Here is a 21,121-nt window from a genome sequence, read left to right as displayed (position 1 = left end):
GGTTTCTTATTTTCTCTATACTAAACTAAAACAGGTGATAGATATGTATTTAGGCGTAGATTACTACCCGGAACATTGGGATATTGATTTAATAGACGAAGACCTTTCACGGATGAAAGACATGGGTGTCAATATGGTCAGGATCGGCGAGTTCGCCTGGCACTTAATGGAGAAGGAAGAAGGCAGCTTTGACTTTTCCTTTTTTGATCATGTCATCGAGCGTGTGAAGGCGTACGATATGAAAGTGATGTTCGGGACACCGACCGCGACATTTCCTGCATGGCTTGCTGACAAACATCCCGATATTTTCATTGAAGATATCAACGGGGTGAAAAAGTCGTTCGGGGGAAGAAGGCAGTATTGCTATAACTCTGAAACGTACCAAGCATACGCCCTGCGAATTGCTGAAAAGCTGATCAATCATTATCGTGATGAAGAAGCCATCGTGTCATGGCAAATCGACAATGAATTCGGACATGAAGATAGTGATATGTGTTACTGCTCGAGCTGCCAACACGGTTTTCAGGCTTTCCTCCAAGAGAAATATGAGTCGGTACATGAATTGAACGAGCGCTGGGGAACGATTTTCTGGGGACAGACGTATAACGGGTTCTCTGAAATTCCCGTACCCAAACAAACGATCACGGTTCATAACCCGACCATGATGCTCGATTGGTCCCGTTTTCGTTCCGCTTCTTTGAGCGGCTTTGCCCTTAAGCATGTGGAGCTTGCCAGACGATTGAAAGGCGCTCATCAAACCGTGACAACGAACCTTCCAGGCGGTTTCTTCGGGAAATGGTTTGATCATAATGAATTTTCGAGAGATCTCGATTTTGTTTCCTACGACAATTATCCCGTGTGGGGAGGGTTGAAGGAACCGATTTCCCCCGCCCACCTTTCCATGACACTCGATTTTGTACGGGGATTAAAGAAACAGAATTTCTGGATTGTTGAAGAATTAATGGGAGCTCAAGGACATGATGTGATTGGGTACTTACCGAGACCGAACCAGGCGAAGGTATGGGCGTGGCATGCTTTTGCTCATGGATGTTCCAATATGCTGTTCTTCCGCTGGCGTGGAATGAATCGCGGAGCTGAGCAGTATTGTCTTGGAATCCTTGATGCCAATAACCGGACGACACGGAAATTCAATGAAGTGAAGCAATTTTTCAATGAAGTCAAAGGATATCAGAATCTCTTTGATTCACCGGTGAAAGCAGATGTCGCACTTCTATACGACTTCGATAATGTGTGGTCATGGAGAATTCAACAGCAGAATCCGAGCATTGATTTTACTGAAGAAGTTCTCAGGTTGTATGAACCTTTCCATAAACAAAACACGATGATCGATGTGTTGAAATACGATCAGGATTTTTCACAATACAAGGTGGTGCTTGTACCGGTACCGCAGCTGATGGATGCCGAATTGACGGAGAGACTTGAAGAATTTACCAAGAACGGAGGGACGGTCCTCGTGTCGTACCGTGCCGGAGTGAAGGATAAAGATAACAATCTGTTATTTGGAAAAATGATTCCGGGAGGGTTGTCTCCATTGTTAGGTATTGAAGTGGAGGAATCCGAATCTCTTCATGAAGGACAAGCTGTTCCTGTCGTGTCAACGGATTCAGGTCGTACCACTATAGCTGAATACTGGCGTGATCTGGTGAACCCGATTACGGCCGATACCCTTTATCGCTACGACGACTCATTTTATAATGAATACGCCTGTGTAACGGAAAATACATTCGGCTCGGGGAAAGCGTATTACATCGGTGCGGGGATCGAAAAAGAAATCATGAACGTGATTGCAAGAAAAATCACAACTGACTCAAGAATTGAAACGGTGGAAACAAATCCTGGGGTTGAGGTGGTTACGAGAACAGTCGAAGCTAAAACGTATCAGATGATCATTAACCACAATGGCTATGAAGAAACGTTTGGTGAAGTGGTTTTACAGCCTTATGACTGCGTAATATCCGAGTTGAAAAAGGATTGTGAATGAACATGGATGTGATCAAAAAGCCATTTGGCGAAATGGACGGAAAAGCGGTTGAGTCGTACACGTTAAAAAATGATTCCGGAATGGAAATGACGTTTATTACGTATGGAGGGGCCATTACGAAAATCCTCACCCCGGACAAGGATGGGGTCCTTGAGAATGTCGTCCTTGGTTTTGACACGTTAGAGCAATACGTCCAGCACGTCCACTATTATGGTGCCCTGATAGGAAGGGTTGCCGGCAGAATCGGTCAGGCAGACTACCCCTCCCAGGGAAAAAAAGTTGAGCTGACCCCTAATGATAGCGGCAACCACTTGCATGGTGGTAAAATAGGATTTAATAGAGTGATATGGTCGGTCGAGGAAGTGTCGGTTAAAAAGGAAGAAGTAAGTGTCCGCCTATCCTATTTTAGTCGTGCCGGAGAAGAGGGTTATCCTGGGAACGTCAAGGTGGATGTGACCTATACCCTGACGAATAGCAATGAACTTCTCATTGAGTATGGAGCAGAACCGGATTGCGACACTCCCATTAACATGACGAGCCACAGCTACTTCAACTTGAGTGGTGCTTACAAAGAAGATATATTGTCTCACAGATTGCAATTGAAGGCAGATTGGATCCTTGAACTTTCCGGGGAGAAAGTGCCGACAGGAAAGTTGATTCCTTCAGAGGGGACAGCCTTTGATTTTCATGACGGACAAACCATTTATGAAGGAATGCAGTCAGGTCAGAAAGAAGGATATGACCATGCCTTTATCTTAAATAAAGGGGAGCAGGGAATTGCCCTCTCACACGCAGAAAGTGGCAGAGCGTTGACGGTGGAAACGGATCAGGAAGCGGTCGTCCTCTATACGGGGAATCATCTGACCGACGATCTCTTGTCGGGCGGTGTCAGAGGTCGTGAGCATCTCGGTCTTTGCCTTGAAACACAAGGATACCCGGATGCCGTAAATCACCCGCATTTCCCATCGGTCATGGTCAAAGAAGGGGAAGTGTACAAAGCTTCCGCCACTTATAGTTTTCATGTATTAAACGAACAGGGGTAGATTCAAAATGGCAACGATTAAAGATATTGCGTTAAAGGCGGGTGTTTCAATCTCGACGGTTTCAAGGGTACTGAATTACGACAAGAGTTTATCTGTACCGGATAAAACGAAACAAAAGATCTTTGAAATTGCCGAGGAATTGGAATATAAGAAAAAGAAAGCACCGCGAAAATCAATGGAATCCAGCATCGCGATTTTTAATTGGTACACGGAAAAAGAGGAATTGGACGATCTGTATTATATGTCGATCCGCCTTGGTGCCGAGCAGCGCTGTCAGCAATACGGGCTGAATCTGGTGAAGTACTTTCAAAATGATTTCGAGGAAATGAAGAAAGAAGAATTCGATGGTGTGGTGGCGATCGGAAAGTTTAGTCCCCATCAGGTACAGGAGCTCCACAGCATAACGGAGAACATCGTATTCGTCGACTTCAGTCCGGAAGGTGAGGATTTTGATTCTGTCCTCACTGATTTCTCCATTGCCACTAAGAAGGTGTTGAACCACTTTGTTGAAAAAGGACACACTGAAATTGGTTATATAGGTGGCCGTGAAACGTTTAAAGAAAACGGTGGAAGGCGCATACCTGATTCGAGGGAAGCTACCTTCAAGGATTACCTGGGCGAAAAAGGGATGCTGTCAGAATCAGCCATGTATATAGGCTCCTTTACGGTGGACGATGGCTTCGACTTAATGAAAAAAGCGATCGCAGAGCATGGTGACAAACTGCCAACGGCATTCTTCTGCGGCAATGATTCCCTTGCCATCGGTGCTTTGCGCGCTCTTCATGAAGAGGGAATCAGCGTGCCTGACCGGGTGAATATTATCGGCGTCAATGACATTAGTGTTGCGAAGTATGTGTATCCACCACTTAGCTCTGTCAAAGTACAAACTGAAATCATGGGGGAAACGGCTGTTGACTTCATGATGAAGCGTCTTGAACAAAAACAGAAAGTCACTCATAAAGTGTTGGTTTCATCCGAACTTGTCATTAGAAAAAGCAGTCATTGAATAGTGATTTTTAGAACCACACCTTTTGGGATAAGGTGTGGTTTTTTTCTGCTCGGCGGGTGGTGTCGGTATGAGAGTTTAAGAATAGTCGTTTTTAACCAGTGGTGACAGGGTAACACTATAATAAATACCATTATTTTCTTCAAACCAATAGGAGGGACCCGATTTGATCAGCCAAACGAGAGATATTGTTCAGAAGTCATTGGATGCTTTATTAGAGGACGAATCATTTTTACCCGAAGTGAAAGGTGAGACGAGAAAGAAAGCGTTTACGTCGCTGACGTCCATTCTGTCGACACCGAACCACGTACATAAATCGTATTTGAGGATTCCTTTGGAGGATGAGAAGGTGGTCAGGATCCCTGCATTCCGGGTTCAGCATAATAATGCCCTGGGTCCTTATAAGGGAGGGATCCGTTTTCATGAGACGGTGAATGAGGAAGAGGTCGTGAATCTGGCTTCCTTGATGACGTTGAAGAATGCCCTTCATGATGTTCCATTCGGCGGAGGAAAAGGCGGGATCATTCTGAATCCCCGTGAGTATTCGGAGAAGGAGCTTCATCTGATTGCGAGGAAGTATGTCCAATATTTCAGCGATGTCCTTGGACCTGATAAAGATATCCCGGCTCCTGATATGGGATCAGGGGAACGTGAAATGGACTGGATGATGGCGGAGTACAAGAGCATCCGGCCTGGGATGCCTTATAGAGGAAGCTTTACGGGGAAGAGTGTTGTGAACGGCGGCTCGTTGGGCAGGAGAGAGGCAACGGGAAAAGGTGTCTTCTTTACATTCCGCTATCTCGTTCATGATTTTGTGAGGGAGCAGAAGAGTCTATTAACGAAGACGGATAATGTCTTTGCGAAAACGGCTCTCGATTTCGAGGACCGTCCCTTGACGATTTCAGTGCAGGGGTTCGGGAATGTAGGGTCGGTTGCGGCACTTGAAGCCTATCAATCCACTCATTTACAGAATAAAGTGGTGGCGGTGAGTGACCGGAATGTGACGTTGTTTAACTCGGATGGTCTTGATATTCCAGCTTTGGTCGAGTTTACGATGAAGAATAAGGGAGATCTTCCCACGAAGGATGAACAGTTGAAGGAAATCGGCGTGAAGGCTGAGGTTCGTGGTCGTGAAGAGGTTCTGTATTTGGATGTGGACGTTCTGATGTTAGCGGCATTAGAGGATCAGGTGCACAAGGATAATGTAGAAAAGGTGAAAGCAAGAATCATCGTGGAAGGGGCCAATGCGCCAATCACAACAGAAGCGGATAAATATTTAAGTGATAAAGGCGTCATTATCATCCCCGATATCCTGGCCAATGCCGGCGGGGTCATCGTCTCCTATTTCGAATGGCTGCAAGGACGGGAAACACAGTTCTACACAGAGGAAGAAGTATTCAACCTCCTCTACGACAAAATGAAATCAACCATGGACACCGTCCTGCCACTATTCTTCGGCGACCCATTCCCACTTCGCCAAAACTGCTACATCCACTCCGTCATGAAACTATCCACGGTTCTATACAGGCAAGGAAAACTATATTAAGAACGAGGGACGGACCTCCATTCCTAGGAGCTGATACTAGGAGTCGAGGTCCGTCCCTCTTTTTTCAAACGGGGGTGTCCTTCACTCTCCCTATCCCCTATATAAGGGGTGAAAGGAGGTGAGGCACATGGCAACAGCGGATTTGAAATCTACGAGGATAAGATTGGCTTACAATGATGGCCTGGATGAGAAGGGGAATCCTAAGATCGTGTATAAGTCGTACAGTTACATCAATGCACTGGCAACGGCAGATGAGATGAACAGCGCGGCTTTATCCGTGGCGAGTCTTTCATCAAAGGGATTAAACAACATCGAGAAGGTCGAAACCTTCGACATTAACGAGTAAGTGATGACCGATAGTTTAATAGAAAGGAGGCAGATGCAACATGGCAAAAGTATTGGAACTGGAATTTACAACCGAAACGGGGAAGTCAGCTAAGCTATCCATCAATGACCCGATCGAGCCGATTGATACGGTGGCGGTGAAAGCAGCGATGGATAACCTGATTGCGACCAATGTGTTTGGAAGTTCGAACGGAATGTTTGTGAGTGTGGAAGGAGCACGGGTGGTCGAGCGTAATGTAACGGATTATGATGTGATGTAGGCGGATGAAAGTGTTCTCCTCAACGGGGGGACACTTTCATCATGTTATTCAACAAAAAAAGAGTGACCCATTTCAGGTCACTCTCCATTATGAAAATATCATTTCCCCAACAAATTCACAGCCTGTTCCAATACTTTCTCACCATTCATCATCCCATAAGACATCCCATCGATCACATCCACCTTAATTTGATGGGGCTCAGCTTTTTCAATGATTTTAGATGATAGATAGCGGACTTGGGGACCGATGAGAATCACATCCAGTTTTTCTAAGTGATTGCTTAAGTCAGCTTCAGATGTAGCATTAATGGTGGCTTCAAGGCCTTTTTCTTCAGCGGCTTTACGCATTTTTTGGACTAACATACTCGTTGACATGCCTGCCGAGCAGACCAGCATGATATTCATAGGGAGCACTCCTTACTTGGTTTGATGGATTTCGATGATTTCCTGGGCCAGTTCTTTGACGGTGATGGCGTTCATGAGATGATCCTGGGCGTGGATCAATAGAATCGTAGGATTCTGTGTGTCACCACTTGCTTCTTTTTGAAGTAACTGAGTTTGATAGTGATGAGCTTGATGTACTTCATTCGCTGCCTCAGCCATTTTTTCCTCTGCTATTTCGAATTGTTTTTTCTTGGCGGCTTGCAGGGCTTCCATGGCGGAGGACCGGGCGTTTCCGGCATGTAATATGATATGAAAAGATATTTCTTCTAAGGTCAAATGTTGTTCAGCATTCATGCGATTTTATCACTCGTTTCGGTCGTTTTCTTTAATTGGGCACGTTCAGATGCGAGCAGGAATGGGATGTACATAAGTGTAGCGATTGTCAGGTTCACAAGTTGCAGCACGATTCCACTCCAGGATCCACCCGTTACCAAGTAGCCACTGATGATTGGTGGTGTCGTCCAAGGAACAATCGCGACGGTTTTAGGTACGATTCCTAAGCTCAGTGCCAGGTAAGATGTAACCGTCAATACGACAGGTACCAGTAAAAACGGGATAAACATAAGCGGATTTAACACGATCGGAAGACCAAAGATGACCGGTTCGTTAATATTGAAAACTCCAGGTGCAGCAGACAGTTTTCCGACTGTGCGGTAATGCTTCGTTTTCACTACAAGGAAGATGGCGATGATCAAGGCGATCGTCGTACCGGATCCACCCATGTACACGTAAGCATCGAAGAAAGGTTTCGTCACAATGTAAGGAACGTCGAAGGCACTCATGCCGTCTGCGAACAGCTGCTGATTTTTTTCAATTAAAGGAAGATAGATCGGTTCGATGATCGGACCTAATATGTTCGTGCCATGTAAGCCAAAGAACCAAAGGAAATGATTTAAGAATGCTACAACTATGGCTGATGGCAATGAGTTGGAGACGGCTTGCAATGGTTCCTGAACCACCGTGAACACGATTTCAAAGATGCTTTTTTCTGCAAAAGAAGTTAAGAGAGCTTGAATAAGACCAACAAGAATCAAGATAATCGTTGCAGGAATCAGGGCTTTGAATGATTTTACAACACCTTCGGGTACACCGTCCGGCATACTGATCGTAAATTTCGAACGAATCAACACTTTGAATAATTCTGTGACAAGGAGGGACGTGATCACGGCGACGAATATCCCTTGTGCTCCGGTCCAGGCGTAGGAAATCCCCCAGTCTTCGGTTACCGGCGTGAGGATGATGAGTGAAGCGATCGATATCAATGCTGCAGATAACCCATCGATATGATAGGACTTGGCTAAATGATAACTGATGGATGCAGCGACGAGCAGTCCGAGGATGGCGAATGATCCATTCCACATATTCCCGCCAACGGATTTCCAGCTTTCACCGAATAATGCGACCATAAAATTTTGAAAGGCTTCAATCGGCAGGTTATTTAATAAAACAGCCAAAGATCCCACGATGATCAGCGGCATGATCGAAACGAATCCATCACGGATGGCGACGAGATGTCGTTGTGACCCGATTCTTCCTGCAATAGGCATAAACTTACTTTCCATAAACCCCATTACTTTACTCATTTCTCTTTCCCCCATTTACTAGATTAATTGAATTGCGGTAAAAACTCTTTGTGAGCTTCCAATAATTCATCGACTAGCTGTCTTGCTACCCCTTCGTTCTGTACTAGCGGATTCATCACCATGGCCTGGTAAACATGATTGTACTCACCGGACATTGCTGCCTGAATGACGAGCTCTTCGAACGCTTTCATCTGTTGGATGATCCCTTTGACTGAGGGAGGAAGCGGTCCGATGGAGATTGGCCGAGGTCCGTCCCCCGTAATGACGGCGTTTACTTCGATGACAGCGTCGTGTGGCAGGTCAGGGATGGATCCTCTGTTCAGTGTGTTGACGGTTTGGATGTCACCTGAGTTGTTGTAAATGCTCGTCATTAGGCTGCAGGCAGCATCACTGTAGTAAGCACCTCCTCGATTTTCCAGTTCTTTTGGTTTTTCGTTTAATTCTTCTTTCATATATTGTATGAAAAGTTCTTTTTCAACTTTTCGAACAACCTCTGCCCGTGTTCCGTTTTCTCTATAAGCTTGAAGGTCCTTTTCCAACACAGAGTCCCGTTGGAAATAGTATTGATGATAAGGATTGGGAAGCATCCCGAGGGCTTGTAAAAATTCCTTCGACCATCCGAGGGAGACGATGTTGGCCGGTGAGTAATCCATTTCTTGATAGATCAGTTTTTGCAGAACCTGATCGGTGACATCCTGACCATTGACCCAAACCCTTTTTCCAAACACAAAATGATTCATTCCTACAAATTCGATTTGTACTTCATCTGCAGAGCAATTCATCATCTCGGCCACACTGTTCTTCATGTTGAAAGGGATATTGCACACCCCGATGACTTTTTTATGTGTGCTGTATTTCAGCAGTGCTTCTGTAACAATTCCTGCGGGGTTGGTAAAATTAATAAGCCATGCATGTGGACAAATCTGTTGGATGTCATGACAAATTTCCATTAAGACCGGAATGGTACGCAATGCCTTGAATATACCGCCTGCTCCATTGGTTTCTTGACCGATGACGCCAAGACTCAACGGGATACGTTCATCTTTTTCCCTGGCTGAGAGGCCGCCGACCCTGATTTGTGTTGTCACAAAGTCAGCGCCAATCAAGGCATCCCGCCGGTCAAGAGACCATTCCAATTCAATAGGTACACCTGCTTTTTGGATCATTCGACGAGCAAACTGCCCGATGATTTCAAGCTTCCCTTTCCCTGATTCGATATCTACAAGCGTTATATTCGTGACAGGAAAAGATTTGTATCGGTGGATGAACCCCTCGATAATTTCTGGTGTATAGCTTGATCCGCCTCCGATTATGACCACCTTTAATGACATTCTGCCGATCTCCCTTCATTTTGAAAGCGATTTCTATTTTTTATAATGTATCATACAAATTTTCACTCGTCTATATATTGTAGTAACAAATATAAAATATATGACTGAAATTTATTTAGTTGTAATAACAAATTATTTTTATGATAAAATGAATAGGAATAGAGAATTGAACGTGGATGTGTTATAACAAATATAGGAAGAAAGTGGAAGGGAGAAACAGAATGAAAGAGACACAAGAAGCAAAGGCCCTGCATTCGCATGTAAAAGAAGAAATCATCCACATGATTAAAAATAAAGAATATGCGCCGAATACAAAACTGCCGACAGAGGCGGAGTTTTGCGAAAAGTTCAATGTCAGTCGTACGACGATCCGGACTGCGCTCCAGCAGCTGACACTTGAAGGTTACGTGTATCGCGAGCAAGGAAGAGGAACCTTCGTCGCAGAACAGAAAGTCAGTCAAATCCTGTCTTCGACGATCGACAACTATACAGAGCAACTGAGATTACAAGGTAAGAAACCTAAGATCAAGGTACTAAGCATGAATGTCATCCCGGCAGAATCAACAGTGGAAAAAGCGTTGGAATTGAAGAATGGAGATCCCGTCAATCGTTTAGAGAGAATCCGGTATTCAGACGGGCTGCCCCTGCAATATGAGGTGGCCTATCTGCCCTGGTACAAGACGCCCGGGCTTGATAAAGAAGAATGTGAAAGATCTCTTTACAAACTCCTGGAAACACAGTTTGAGATAAAAATTAAAAAAACCGTCGAAACGATCGAGTTATTTTTAGCAGATGAACGAGTGGCAGAGAAGCTTGAGGTACCAGAGGGGACACCTTGCTTTATAATAGAAACAACTGCTTTTGAAGAGGATGGATCGGTGATCGAATTTTCCAAAGCGATCTTCAGAGGAGATAAAGCGAGCTTTCTTGTAGAAAGAACCTATTAGCGAAAAGGGGATGGGGGATTATGAGGAATGTGATCGTCAATGCAGATGACTTTGGTTTATGCCGGGGAGTGAACTACGGCATTATTGATAGTCATCGATTTGGAATTGTCAACTCAACAACGATGCTGGTCAATATGCCGGGAACTCTGCATGCGGTGGAATTGGCGAAGATTTATCCGGAATTACAGGTTGGGATTCATTTAACGCTGACATGCGGGAGACCAGTTTCTGGCGGAGTACAGTCTCTTGTTAATGAGAGAGGGCTTTTCCGTTACACCAGCGGGATTTTTGAAGAAAAAGAAATCAATGTGGATGAGGTTGAAATGGAATGGGAGGCTCAGATGGATAAATTCCTATCATTCGGTCTGCCCCTTTCTCATATAGATAGTCATCACCATGTTCATAGCTTTCGGCCTTTGATCCGGGTTGTGAAGAGATTGTCGGAGCGTTTTGGGGTTCCGGTCCGGAATGTGCCCTGTGATGGGTTTGACGCAATGAATGTGTTAACCGATCGTTTCTCGATGGACTTTTATGGGGACGGAGTGACGGTTGAAGGATTGAAGAGGATATTGGACAGCAGAGATGAAGGGGAGACGCTTGAGATTATGTGTCATCCGGCTTATGTTGATACATACTTGAAAGGGAATTCATCTTATTGTGAGCAGAGGTTGAGGGAGTTGGATGTGTTGACGGGGATTAAGGAGTGGACTTTCTAGTTTTCGTTTGGCTGTTTGAGAGATTAGAATATTTGGTTGTGAGTTGTTATGACAAATGATCGGGGTGCTGCTTTGGAAGGTAGTGCCTTTTTGTATTGGTTTTGGAGATTCGAGGTGAAAAGAATTGGTTTTTATTACTATTAGTGTGGTTTTTAAGTCTTTGAGATGGTGTTAAGGAATGAATTTATCTGAAATCGGTGTGAAATACATGGATTGATAGGATAAGAGAAGTTTTATTATCGACTTTTGTCCTTTTATTATCAACTTTAGAGATATATTATCGACTTTAAGAATATATTATCAACTGTAAAAAAATGGATAACCAACACCCGGAATCAAACCCAAGTCCACCAAACAAAAAAACCTTCCCTAGTACACCAACGAAGATAACGCTTACATAAAAATAACTGAAAAATTTCCTATTGACTTCCATTCACATACCCAGTATTATCCTCTATAAGATAAAAATTTAGAAAATTACATACTTTCAATTATCCAGAGTGACCGAGGGATCAGGCCCTATGACGTCCGGCAACCTCCAGTATTGGAACGGTGCTAATTCCTGCAGAATGATTTCATTCTGAGAGATAAGTCGAGATAAACAGGCGATGCTTCTTTCAGTTGAAAGAGGCATTTTTTATTGGACAAAAAAGGGGTGTGCGCATTGATCGAGATTCGAAATCTAGTTAAAACCTACAGTACAAAAAAGCAAACGGTGGTCGGTGTCGATAACGTATCCGTAAAGATCGAAAAGGGTGAGATCTTTGGAATCGTCGGATACAGTGGAGCGGGGAAGAGTTCACTTATTCGCTGCTTGAATCTATTGGAAACCCCTACATCAGGAGAAATCATCATTGACGGACAGGATTTTACAAAGCTCACGTCCAAACAACTAAGACTCGCCCGTCAAAAAACGAGCATGATCTTTCAACATTTTCACCTGATCAAATCCAAAACGGTGTTTGACAACCTGGCTTTTGCTTTGAAAGCGGCGAGTGTGCCGAAAGCGAAAATCAAACCCAGGGTCGTCGAGCTCCTGGAGATGGTCGGTCTTTCAGATAAAGCTGAAGCGTATCCGGCCCAGCTCAGCGGAGGACAAAAGCAAAGAGTCGGTATTGCAAGGGCCCTTGCGAATAACCCATCGGTTTTACTTTGCGACGAAGCCACATCGGCACTCGATCCGAATACGACGAAATCCATTTTGAAGCTTTTGAAGAAAATCAACAAAGAATTGGGTTTGACGATCGTTCTTATCACCCACGAGATGGAAGTGGTGAAGGAAATCTGTGACAGGATGGCCGTGATGCAGGACGGGAAAATCGTGGAGGAAGGTCCGGTATACGACTTGTTTGCCGAACCGAAGCAGCCTTTAACGAAGCAATTCATTGAAACGATCCTTCAATTTGAACTCCCGCAGCACCTTGTGGAATCAAGAAAAGGAAAACTGATCAAAATCCAATTCAAAGGATCGATTGCAGAAGAAAGCGTCGTATCGGAAGTGTTCCAGAAATACAAAGTAAGAGGCAATATCCTGCATGGCAAGATTGAATATATTCAGGAAGTGCCACTGGGGATTTTCATCATGGAACTGATCGGTTCCCATGAAGAAATTGAAGCGGCGATCCGGTTCATCACGCTGAAGACGCAGAGCTTGGAGGTGCTTGAGGATGCTGCCTGATTCATTGACTGCGATTTTACCAGAATTGAATAAAGCCTTTTTTGAAACGGTATATATGGTGGGGATTTCACTGGGAGTCGCGATTTTAGTGGGATTACCGCTGGGGATCCTTCTTTTCGTAACAGACAAAGGCTTGTTTTTACAAAATAGTTTGATCAAAAAGGTCGTTGGATTTGTCGTCAATATGGTGCGGTCGGTTCCGTTCATCATTCTATTAGTCGCACTCTTACCATTAACCAAACTATTGACCGGTACCACGATTGGACCGACGGCAGCATCCGTATCACTCTCTGTTGCGGGAATTCCGTTTTTTGCGAGAATGGTAGAAACGTCATTGCGCGAAATTGATAAAGGTGTCATTGAAGCATCGGTTTCGGTAGGAGCAAGCCCTTGGATGATCATCAAGGACGTGCTGTTACCGGAAGCTCGTCCGGCGGTGATTCAAGCGATCACGATTACAACGATCAGTTTAGTCGCCTATTCAGCCATGGCCGGCATCGTCGGTGGAGGCGGAGTCGGGGACCTGGCAATTCGCTTCGGTTACTACCGATATGACAATACCGTGATGATCACGACCGTTGTCATTTTAATTTGTTTAGTTCAGCTCATCCAATATACGGGTGATGTGTTTGCACGGTTAGTCGATAAACGATAACTACTTTAGGGGGGACAATAAGTGAAAAAATTGATTTTATTCGTAGCATTAGCGGTAACAATGAGCATTCTTGCAGCTTGCGGAGGGGACGAAGCAAGCTCGGAAGACAAAAAAGAAGTGACCATTGGAGCGACATCCGGACCTTACAGTGATATGGTGACAAAAGCGATCAAGCCCGGTCTTGAAGAAAAAGGATACACGGTTGAAGTGAAGGAGTTCAGTGATTACATCCAGCCGAACAACGCACTGGCCCAGGGAGATCTGGATGCAAACCTTTTCCAGCATAAAATCTACATGGAAACCTTCGCGAAACAGCATAACATGGACTTATCCGAAGTCATTGTCGTACCAACGGCTCCAATGGGAATCTACTCGGAGAAGTTTGATTCGATTGAAAACATCAAAGAAGGCAGCGCCATTGCCATTCCAAACGATCCAACGAACGCAGCACGGGCATTTCAGATTTTAGAAGACGCGAAACTGATCACGTTAAAGCCGGATACAGATCCATTGACTGTGTCAGAAAAAGACATTGCTGAAAACGTGAAAAACCTGCAGTTCAAACCGATCGAAGCGGCTCAGCTTCCAAGAGCCGTTGACAGTGTGGATCTATCTGCGGTTCCAGGGAACTACGCACTAGCTGCCGACATGGACTTACTTGATGCACTTCAGCTGGAGGACATGCCTGATCAGTATCGAAACCGAGTGGTTGTAAATACGAAGGACGTCGACTCACAGCTGGCCAAAGACATCAAAGCAGTCGTCGAAGCAGACGAATTCGAGAAAATCATCGATGAAGAATTTAAAGGCTTCGGTAAGCCTGAGTGGATGGAGTAGAGGGACGGACCTCTAATCGGAATTTTTAATATAAGAAAGCGATAGGGACGGGCTTCCGCAAAATGCGGAGGTCCGTCCCTTACTTTATAGGCAACACTTCTTATATTTTTTTCCGCTGCCGCATGGGCAAGGGTCATTGCGTCCTATTTTTTCTTCGTTTATGATGGGTTGTGGAATTAGCGCGGCTGGCTCATTCAACATTTCAAGCTCCATTACCTCAAGCAAGTGTCTCCATTCTGGAAGTTTGGGGTGTTGGATGCCATTCATGACGCAATTGACATATAGTGATTCTTCTAAACAAAGCAGCCCATCTTCATACCCTGTTTCAATTAAACCTTCTATCTTGGGGAAGGCATCTGTTGATAAATGTCGACATAGATTATCTGCAATGATCGTTTTGGCAGTTAGGTCATCCGCTTGATCAAACAGTCTGAGTAATGCCTTTTCAGCTTCTTTGGTTTTGATCCTTCCCAGTACGTCCAGAGAATAGAAGTAGGTGTTCCCGTAGAGTGCTATTTTTTCAACTTCTTGTACGACAAGGTCCGTCCCTATTTTGACCAGGGAATTTGCAGTTTCCTCAAATAAAAAGTCGCCTTCCTCTTCATTTTTGAAGAGACTCACTAATTGTGGGACTACACTTTCTTCCTGTAATTCACCGGCCATGTAGACGTGATAAATCCCTTCAAATCCGAAAAACGCATCTTCATCCATATTGTTCTGAAGTCCATTCTGTACTTCCCAGCTTTCAATGCCGCCTTTTTTAACCAGCTCTTTAATGATTCTTTTCCCATGATCATAAAGGGCTTGATCAAACTCATTCTCATCCAAGTAGGCCATCACGTCAGCTAACGCCATGTAGAGCCCTTCTATAGTTAAAGAAGGAAGCTTCTCTACTTCTTTTAACTGTTCCTCACTAACATATTGCTTTACTCTATTTCTGTATGTAATTAATAATTCCGTGCTGGCGTTTTTAACTAATTGAATGTAGAACAGTCGGTTGTTATCCTTTTTACCCATGACATCTAATCGATTTACTACTTCTTTCAGGCCTTCTTCATTAAGGGGTAAGTATATTAAATTAGGAAGAATGGGGGAAGAATATTCTGATACCGGTCCCCGATCAACGGCTTTCAAACCAGTCAAAAATGTATTCCCATCCGCTAAATAAGTACCCTCCAGCATTTCTATCGCATATCTCTGCACAAACGGATCTTCACTCAAAAAACACGGTTCGACTCTTTCAACAAAACGATTCATCCAACCATCCTTTATCATTATAATTTCTTTAAGTGTAAAGGGTGGGGGTGGAAAAGGAAAGAGGGACGGACCTCAAACTCAAAGCTAGAACAGAAAAAGGTGATAGGGACGGACTTTCCGCAAAATGCGGAGGTCCGTCCCTATTCTTTATAAAAAACTTCCCCATCTACATAGGATTTTCCAACTTTGTATCGAATATATTTATTAACGGTATTATTAAGGAACTTTTCCTTAAATAATCATTCGACCGAAAAAGGAGATTTTTCATGAAGTTAAAGCAGCTTGTCCAATCAGTAGAGAATGAGGTCATTGAATTACGGAGACATCTTCACCAATACCCTGAAGTCAGTGGAGAGGAGTTTGAAACATCAAAAACGATTCAGGAAAAATTATCGGAAGCAGGTATCCCTTTTAAAACGGGCTATGCCAAAACAGGAGTGCTTGGCATCATACAAGGAGAAAAGCCAGGAGGCACGGTCGCACTAAGGGCTGATATCGATGCTCTGCCGATCCAGGAGGAAAATGATCTTTCCTATAAATCCATTATCCACAACAAAATGCATGCCTGTGGTCACGATGCCCATACGGCCATGCTCGTTGGTACAGGAAAAGTATTGAATCAACTGAAATCGGACATAGCAGGTACGATTCTACTTGTCTTCCAACCGGCGGAGGAGAATGCCCCTGTAGGAGGTTCTCAGCAAATGATGGACGACGGGGTATTCGACGAATATACGCCTGACGTCATTTTCGGTCAGCATGTTTGGCCGGACCTGCCTGTCGGGGAAATCGGGGTTCTCCATCATGAAATCATGGGGGCTTCGGACCGCTTTAAGATTACCGTTAAAGGATCTGGTGGACATGCGAGCATGCCTCATCAGTCCAATGACGCCATCATTATTGCCAACAACCTCATCACACAGCTTCAAACGATCGTGAGCCGAAACACAGATCCCATTGATTCTGCCGTCCTCACCATCGGAAAAATCGAAGGAGGCTACCGCTACAATGTTATTGCCGATGAAGTCACCCTTGATGGGACCATTCGAACCTTCAAGCCGGAAGTAAAAGAAATGGTGAAGGACCGTTTCCACTCCATCATTGAAGGAGTCGGAAAAAGCTTCGGTGCCCAAATGTCCATCGACTATTTAGATGGATATCCCGCGACGGTCAACACGCCTCAATGGGCGGATGAAGTGCGTAACGCTGCACAAAAAGTACTTGGGGAAGCAGCTTCGCCAGTGGTCTCACCGTCTCTTGGAGGAGAGGATTTCTCACGCTTTCTGAAGAGATATCCAGGTGCCTTCTACTGGCTGGGAACATCTGTGAAGGATACAGAACCACAATATCCACTCCATGATCCGAGATTTAAATTAAATGAAAGTGCATTGCCTAAAGGGGTTGAAGTGATGGCCCAGCTTGCTCTGGATACCTTGAAAAAGCTTGAGAAGAAGGAGTCTTGAAAGATGAGAACTGTTGAAAAATTTATTAATGAACTATCACCGTCACTCACTGCCTTCAGACGCATCTTTCATCAGAAACCCGAATTGGGGTTCACTGAATATGTCACCACCTACCTGATCGGAAAAGAATTAATCAACCTCGGCTTCACGGTTCATCTTGGAAAAGATGCACTGGAGTCCACGGAACGAATGGGGGTTCCATCACAAAACTATTTAGCCAAGCAAGAAGAACGTGCCATGAAAGAAGGCGTGGAAAAGAGCTGGCTCGATAAAATGAAAGGCGGTCATACAGGATTGGCTGCCACAATTGATACAGGAAAGCCCGGTCCTCACATGGCCTTCCGTTTTGATATCGATGCCCTGCCCATAAATGAAGCAAATGATCCTGATCACCACCTGCCAATGAGAGAAGGCTTTCGTTCACGATACGAAAACGTCATGCATGCCTGCGGTCATGATGGACACGCTGCTATCGGTCTCGGTGTGGCAAGCTTCCTGTCAGCATACAAAGATCAGCTCTCTGGAAGGTTCACTTTACTCTTCCAGCCTGCTGAAGAAGGTGGACGGGGAGCAAAAGCCATGGTGAAAAAAGGCTGGCTGGAGAATGTCGATTACTTTGCAAGCGGTCATATCGGCATACGGGATACAAAGCTTGGGCGAGTGTATGCCACGACGAATTCTTTTCTCGCTTCCTCCAAAATCAACGTCACTTATAAAGGCAAAGCGGCCCACGCAGGTCTCGAGCCTGAAAAAGGGAAGAATGCTTTATTGGCAGCTGCTGCAGCAAGTCTTCACCTTTACAATATCCCGCGCCATTCTGACGGGGCGACCAGGATCAATGTCGGGAAGCTTCAAGGGGGGGCAGGCAGAAACATCATTGCCGACGAAGCCCATCTTGAAATGGAAACAAGAGGGGAAACGACTGTCATTAATCAGTACATGCAAACAGAAGCCCTGCGAATCCTCCAAGCATCGGGAGACCTTTATGGTGTGGACACCGGAATCGATGTGGTGGGAGAGACGGTTGAAGCAGCATGTAACCCTGAATGGATTCAGTGGTTAAAGGAAGTGGGCGAGGAAAGTCCATTTATATCCGAGATTTATGATGGTTTACCTTTAAAGGCATCAGAGGATGTTACTTATATGATGAATGAGGTTCAGAATCAGGGTGGCAAAGCAACCTTCATGGTATTCGGAACCGGATTGAAAAACGGTCATCATCATCACCGGTTCGATTTTGAAGAAGGGGTCTTATCCGTGGCGGTGGATTCCTTCGCACGTCTTATTCTAAAATTATCCCACCTAAAAGAGGAGGTTACGAGTTGAAAGAATGGTTAAGTACTACTCTAGAAGCATTAAATCTGGTTGACACCATGGAACAGCCCGATGGATTTACGAGATTAGGATATTCAAAGGAAGAGACTGCTTCCATGAATGTGTTTTGTAGCGTTGCAGAAACATTGGGATTATCCGTACAGAGGGACCGGGCAGGGAACCTATTTGCCAGGTGGGAAGGAGAGACCAATCAAGTTGTCATGACCGGATCTCATCTCGATACTGTTGAAAACGGGGGAGGCTATGACGGGGCAGCTGGTGTTCTATGTGGGCTGGGAGCTGTGAAAGCATTAAAAGAGCGTGGATTCAAACCCCATCACTCCATTGAAGTGGCCTGTTTTGCCTCAGAAGAATCAGCACGTTTCGGCGTTTCTACCCTGGGAAGTAAAAGTGTGGCAGGAATTCTTGATAAATCAGTGGAAAACGTAAGGGACCGCCATGGGGTCAACATTAAAGAAGCAGTGGAATCAACGGGCTTAGACTGGTCATCCATTGAAAAAGCTGAACGATCAAAAGAGGAAATCCACTCATTTATCGAACTGCATATTGAACAAGGGACCCAAATCGAAGATCATGGCGCTCAATTCGGAATTGTTCGGGGTGTAGCCTGTCCGATCCGCTTGAAGGTAAAGGTGGAAGGAATGGCGGGTCATACGGGAACGACACCAATGGGGAAACGGACGGACGCCCTTGTGGCTCTCGCTCCCCTTATCACATTTGTTTCCCAAGAGGCGGAAAAGCTATCAAGCCGGTCATCGAAACCACTTGTAGCCACCGTCAGCACGATGAACGTAAAACCGAACGTCATGAATGTCATCCCCGGTTATGCTGAAGCGGGAATCGATATTCGATCCGTCGACGATGACCTAAAGAGATCCATGGCCGATAAAATAATTAAAAAGTGTCGAAGCTTAGAGAATGAATTTAATGTTACAATCAACGTAGATACTCTTGTAGATAATCCTTCTATTCTATTAGATGAAGAGCTGACAGCGAGAGTCAAACAAGCCGGGGAAACCCTGGGGTACAAAACGTTTGAAATGGATAGCGGGGCAGGGCATGATGTCATGAATATGGCTGCGAAATGGCCTTCCGCTTTAGTATTCATTCCCTGTGAAAAAGGGATCAGCCATCATCCGAAGGAACATAGCTCGTTAGAAGACTTGTATGCAGGAGTAAAGATTCTAGCTGAAGTATTGCAGCAAGAAGCAGGTGAATGACAGTTGATGATAAAAATTGGTGTCATCGGCCCGGATGATTCGATTCAGCGGATCAATCATGTGGCCACTCATTTTGACAATATAGAACTTATGAATTTTCCCTATTACGGGGTGAATGAGATAGAGGAAATTCTTGAGAAGAACCGCGGTCTAGTAGATCAATGGTTTTTTTCAGGACAATCCCCTTTTTACTATGCTCTTGAAAAGGGATGGATCACAGAAAAAGAAGGGAGCTTTCCGCCCTTACATGGATCCAGTTTCTTTGGAGCATTATTAGAAGCGCAAATGAAAGAACAGACTCTATTAAATAAGATTAGTATTGATACAATTTCAAAGGAGGAAATCGAAACCGCGGTTCAATTTCACTCCTTTGATCAATTAGAAATCTCAACCTATCCATATGAAGGATACCGGAGTGCTGATGAGCTCGTAGACTATCACCGTTCACTCTACGAAAAAGGGGAAATTGAAACGGCGATCACGTGTATTCAAAGTGTTCAGAAGCAACTCACTGAAGCAGGCATTCCTTGTTACCGTGTCGTACCGACGAATTTATCCATCAGGATGATACTGCAGTATTTATTAGAGAGGGCACAATCGAGGAAATATCGCAAATCCCAAATTGCCATTGTTGGAATCGAAGTCATCTATTCCACCCAGACATTGGACGAGTCCCATTTTTCTTATAAAATGAAGCATCAGGAGCTGGATCTGAAACGTAACCTCCTGGATATCGCCCAGAAGATCAATGGATCCATGGTTCAACTGGGGGACGGATTGTTCTTCGTTTATACAACGAGAGGGGAACTCGATCTTCATGAGAAGGAGTCGGTTTTCACTACGTTGACTCAGGAAGTGAAGGCCCATACAGAGCTGGATATCCGTGTGGGATTAGGGTTTGGTGTGACCGTATTGGAAGCGGAACATCATGTCCGTCTTGCTTTTCAACATGCGAGAAAGCATGAATCTTCCATCGTCATAAGCGTCAATGAAGACAAGACGGTAACGGAAATTCTTCCATCGTCGGAGTCCATTATATACGCTCTCAACAACTGGGGCAATGAATGGAAGGAAGTCTTTAAAGAGGCTTCGGTCAGTTCAGCCATCGTCTCAAAAATCCATTCTCTTTCCCGTCATTACGACAAAGAGGAAATTACGTCCCAGGATCTTTCCCGCTGGCTGAAAAGCACCGAACGGAACGGGCGCAGAATCCTTACGGAAATGGAACGGATCGGGATTGTGGAAATCAGCGGCGAAGAACAAAGCGGCGGCAGAGGAAGACCAAGGAAATTATATCGCTTCCAACTTAAATAAGTGGATCTTTAAAATCCCTTACTCTATCTATGAGTAGGGGATTTTTTATATGCATCTATTCAGTAATCCGTAAATTTAAAATTTTCTCATAAATATTAAAAAATAAAGAGGATTTATGCAATCAATATCGAAATACTTAT

General features: G+C 44.6%; 20 protein-coding genes and 1 riboswitch. Of the genes, 15 read left to right on the top strand and 5 right to left on the bottom strand.

The features are described from left to right. Window positions 1-43 precede the first annotated feature (43 nt). From ACQKFO_RS14060 to ACQKFO_RS14035, 6 genes are all read left to right on the top strand, one after another. Window positions 44-2,002 carry a beta-galactosidase gene (locus ACQKFO_RS14060; protein WP_427599429.1) on the top strand — a complete coding sequence of 653 codons (1,959 nt, stop codon included), beginning with the start codon at window positions 44-46 and terminating at the stop codon, window positions 2,000-2,002. 2 nt (window positions 2,003-2,004) lie between these two features. Then, the gene (locus ACQKFO_RS14055; protein WP_427599428.1) at window positions 2,005-3,045 is read left to right on the top strand and encodes an aldose epimerase family protein; all 1,041 of its coding nucleotides are present in this window, start codon (window positions 2,005-2,007) and stop codon (window positions 3,043-3,045) included. 7 nt (window positions 3,046-3,052) lie between these two features. Beyond that, window positions 3,053-4,051, top strand: a complete 999-nt coding sequence (locus tag ACQKFO_RS14050; protein WP_427599427.1) for a LacI family DNA-binding transcriptional regulator — start codon at window positions 3,053-3,055, stop codon at window positions 4,049-4,051. A gap of 166 nt (window positions 4,052-4,217) precedes the next feature. Beyond that, the gene (locus ACQKFO_RS14045) at window positions 4,218-5,597 is read left to right on the top strand and encodes a Glu/Leu/Phe/Val family dehydrogenase (RefSeq protein ID WP_427599426.1); all 1,380 of its coding nucleotides are present in this window, start codon (window positions 4,218-4,220) and stop codon (window positions 5,595-5,597) included. A 127-nt stretch (window positions 5,598-5,724) separates the two neighbouring features. After that, window positions 5,725-5,943, top strand: a complete 219-nt coding sequence (locus ACQKFO_RS14040) for a DUF1659 domain-containing protein (protein WP_113970394.1) — start codon at window positions 5,725-5,727, stop codon at window positions 5,941-5,943. A 40-nt stretch (window positions 5,944-5,983) separates the two neighbouring features. Beyond that, window positions 5,984-6,202, top strand: a complete 219-nt coding sequence (locus ACQKFO_RS14035; RefSeq protein WP_282138643.1) for a DUF2922 domain-containing protein — start codon at window positions 5,984-5,986, stop codon at window positions 6,200-6,202. 98 nt (window positions 6,203-6,300) lie between these two features. On the opposite strand, the gene ACQKFO_RS14030 is transcribed toward ACQKFO_RS14035, so the two are convergent. Genes ACQKFO_RS14030 through ACQKFO_RS14015 form a run of 4 tightly spaced genes read right to left on the bottom strand, consistent with a single transcriptional unit; the run spans window position 6,301 to window position 9,559 of the window. Further along, window positions 6,301-6,606: a PTS sugar transporter subunit IIB gene (locus ACQKFO_RS14030; RefSeq protein ID WP_427599425.1), complete on the bottom strand. Its 306-nt coding sequence runs from the start codon at window positions 6,604-6,606 to the stop codon at window positions 6,301-6,303. Window positions 6,607-6,618: 12 nt separating this feature from the next. After that, window positions 6,619-6,939: a PTS lactose/cellobiose transporter subunit IIA gene (locus tag ACQKFO_RS14025; RefSeq protein ID WP_427599424.1), complete on the bottom strand. Its 321-nt coding sequence runs from the start codon at window positions 6,937-6,939 to the stop codon at window positions 6,619-6,621. Continuing rightward, complete coding sequence (gene celB, locus ACQKFO_RS14020; protein WP_427599422.1) at window positions 6,936-8,228, bottom strand: PTS cellobiose transporter subunit IIC; 1,293 nt, start codon at window positions 8,226-8,228, stop codon at window positions 6,936-6,938. Before celB ends, ACQKFO_RS14025 begins: the two co-directional genes overlap by 4 nt. Window positions 8,229-8,251: 23 nt before the next feature. Beyond that, a complete protein-coding gene (locus ACQKFO_RS14015; protein WP_427599420.1) occupies window positions 8,252-9,559 on the bottom strand; it encodes a 6-phospho-beta-glucosidase in 1,308 nt (435 codons plus the stop codon). 221 nt (window positions 9,560-9,780) lie between these two features. On the opposite strand from ACQKFO_RS14015, the gene ACQKFO_RS14010 reads away from it, so the two are divergent. The 5 genes from ACQKFO_RS14010 (at window position 9,781) to ACQKFO_RS13990 (ending at window position 14,392) form a co-directional block, all read left to right on the top strand. Continuing rightward, window positions 9,781-10,506 (top strand): GntR family transcriptional regulator, encoded by a 726-nt coding sequence (locus tag ACQKFO_RS14010; RefSeq protein ID WP_427599418.1) that lies wholly within the window; start codon window positions 9,781-9,783, stop codon window positions 10,504-10,506. Window positions 10,507-10,526: 20 nt separating this feature from the next. Further along, window positions 10,527-11,222, top strand: a complete 696-nt coding sequence (gene chbG, locus ACQKFO_RS14005; protein WP_427599416.1) for a chitin disaccharide deacetylase — start codon at window positions 10,527-10,529, stop codon at window positions 11,220-11,222. A gap of 488 nt (window positions 11,223-11,710) precedes the next feature. Next, window positions 11,711-11,816: riboswitch (SAM riboswitch) on the top strand. A 70-nt stretch (window positions 11,817-11,886) separates the two neighbouring features. Further along, window positions 11,887-12,900, top strand: a complete 1,014-nt coding sequence (locus ACQKFO_RS14000; RefSeq protein WP_427599415.1) for a methionine ABC transporter ATP-binding protein — start codon at window positions 11,887-11,889, stop codon at window positions 12,898-12,900. After that, window positions 12,890-13,555 (top strand): methionine ABC transporter permease, encoded by a 666-nt coding sequence (locus tag ACQKFO_RS13995; RefSeq protein ID WP_044338425.1) that lies wholly within the window; start codon window positions 12,890-12,892, stop codon window positions 13,553-13,555. Before ACQKFO_RS14000 ends, ACQKFO_RS13995 begins: the two co-directional genes overlap by 11 nt. A gap of 21 nt (window positions 13,556-13,576) precedes the next feature. Beyond that, window positions 13,577-14,392 (top strand): MetQ/NlpA family ABC transporter substrate-binding protein, encoded by an 816-nt coding sequence (locus tag ACQKFO_RS13990; RefSeq protein WP_427599413.1) that lies wholly within the window; start codon window positions 13,577-13,579, stop codon window positions 14,390-14,392. Between the two features lie 84 nt (window positions 14,393-14,476). Here the strand turns inward: ACQKFO_RS13990 and ACQKFO_RS13985 are convergent, their stop codons facing one another. Next, window positions 14,477-15,649 carry an SEC-C metal-binding domain-containing protein gene (locus ACQKFO_RS13985; RefSeq protein WP_427599412.1) on the bottom strand — a complete coding sequence of 391 codons (1,173 nt, stop codon included), beginning with the start codon at window positions 15,647-15,649 and terminating at the stop codon, window positions 14,477-14,479. 266 nt (window positions 15,650-15,915) lie between these two features. On the opposite strand from ACQKFO_RS13985, the gene ACQKFO_RS13980 reads away from it, so the two are divergent. From ACQKFO_RS13980 to ACQKFO_RS13965, 4 genes are read left to right on the top strand one after another with little or no spacing between them, the layout of a single operon-like run. Further along, window positions 15,916-17,112 carry a M20 metallopeptidase family protein gene (locus ACQKFO_RS13980; RefSeq protein WP_427599410.1) on the top strand — a complete coding sequence of 399 codons (1,197 nt, stop codon included), beginning with the start codon at window positions 15,916-15,918 and terminating at the stop codon, window positions 17,110-17,112. A 3-nt stretch (window positions 17,113-17,115) separates the two neighbouring features. After that, the gene (locus tag ACQKFO_RS13975) at window positions 17,116-18,438 is read left to right on the top strand and encodes an amidohydrolase (RefSeq protein ID WP_427599409.1); all 1,323 of its coding nucleotides are present in this window, start codon (window positions 17,116-17,118) and stop codon (window positions 18,436-18,438) included. After that, entirely contained in the window at window positions 18,435-19,667 is a 1,233-nt protein-coding gene (locus ACQKFO_RS13970) for a M20 family metallo-hydrolase (protein WP_427599408.1), read from the top strand. Before ACQKFO_RS13975 ends, ACQKFO_RS13970 begins: the two co-directional genes overlap by 4 nt. 6 nt (window positions 19,668-19,673) lie before the next feature. Next, window positions 19,674-20,981, top strand: a complete 1,308-nt coding sequence (locus ACQKFO_RS13965) for a hypothetical protein (protein ID WP_427599525.1) — start codon at window positions 19,674-19,676, stop codon at window positions 20,979-20,981. The last annotated feature ends 140 nt before the right edge of the window (window positions 20,982-21,121 follow it).

Origin of the sequence: Rossellomorea sp. NPDC071047 (genome assembly GCF_050270195.1) — a bacterium.
GTDB lineage: Bacteria > Bacillota > Bacilli > Bacillales > Bacillaceae_B > Rossellomorea.
The sequence above is the reverse complement of the archived record's forward strand: the minus strand, read 5'-3'. Positions and strand labels throughout refer to the sequence as shown.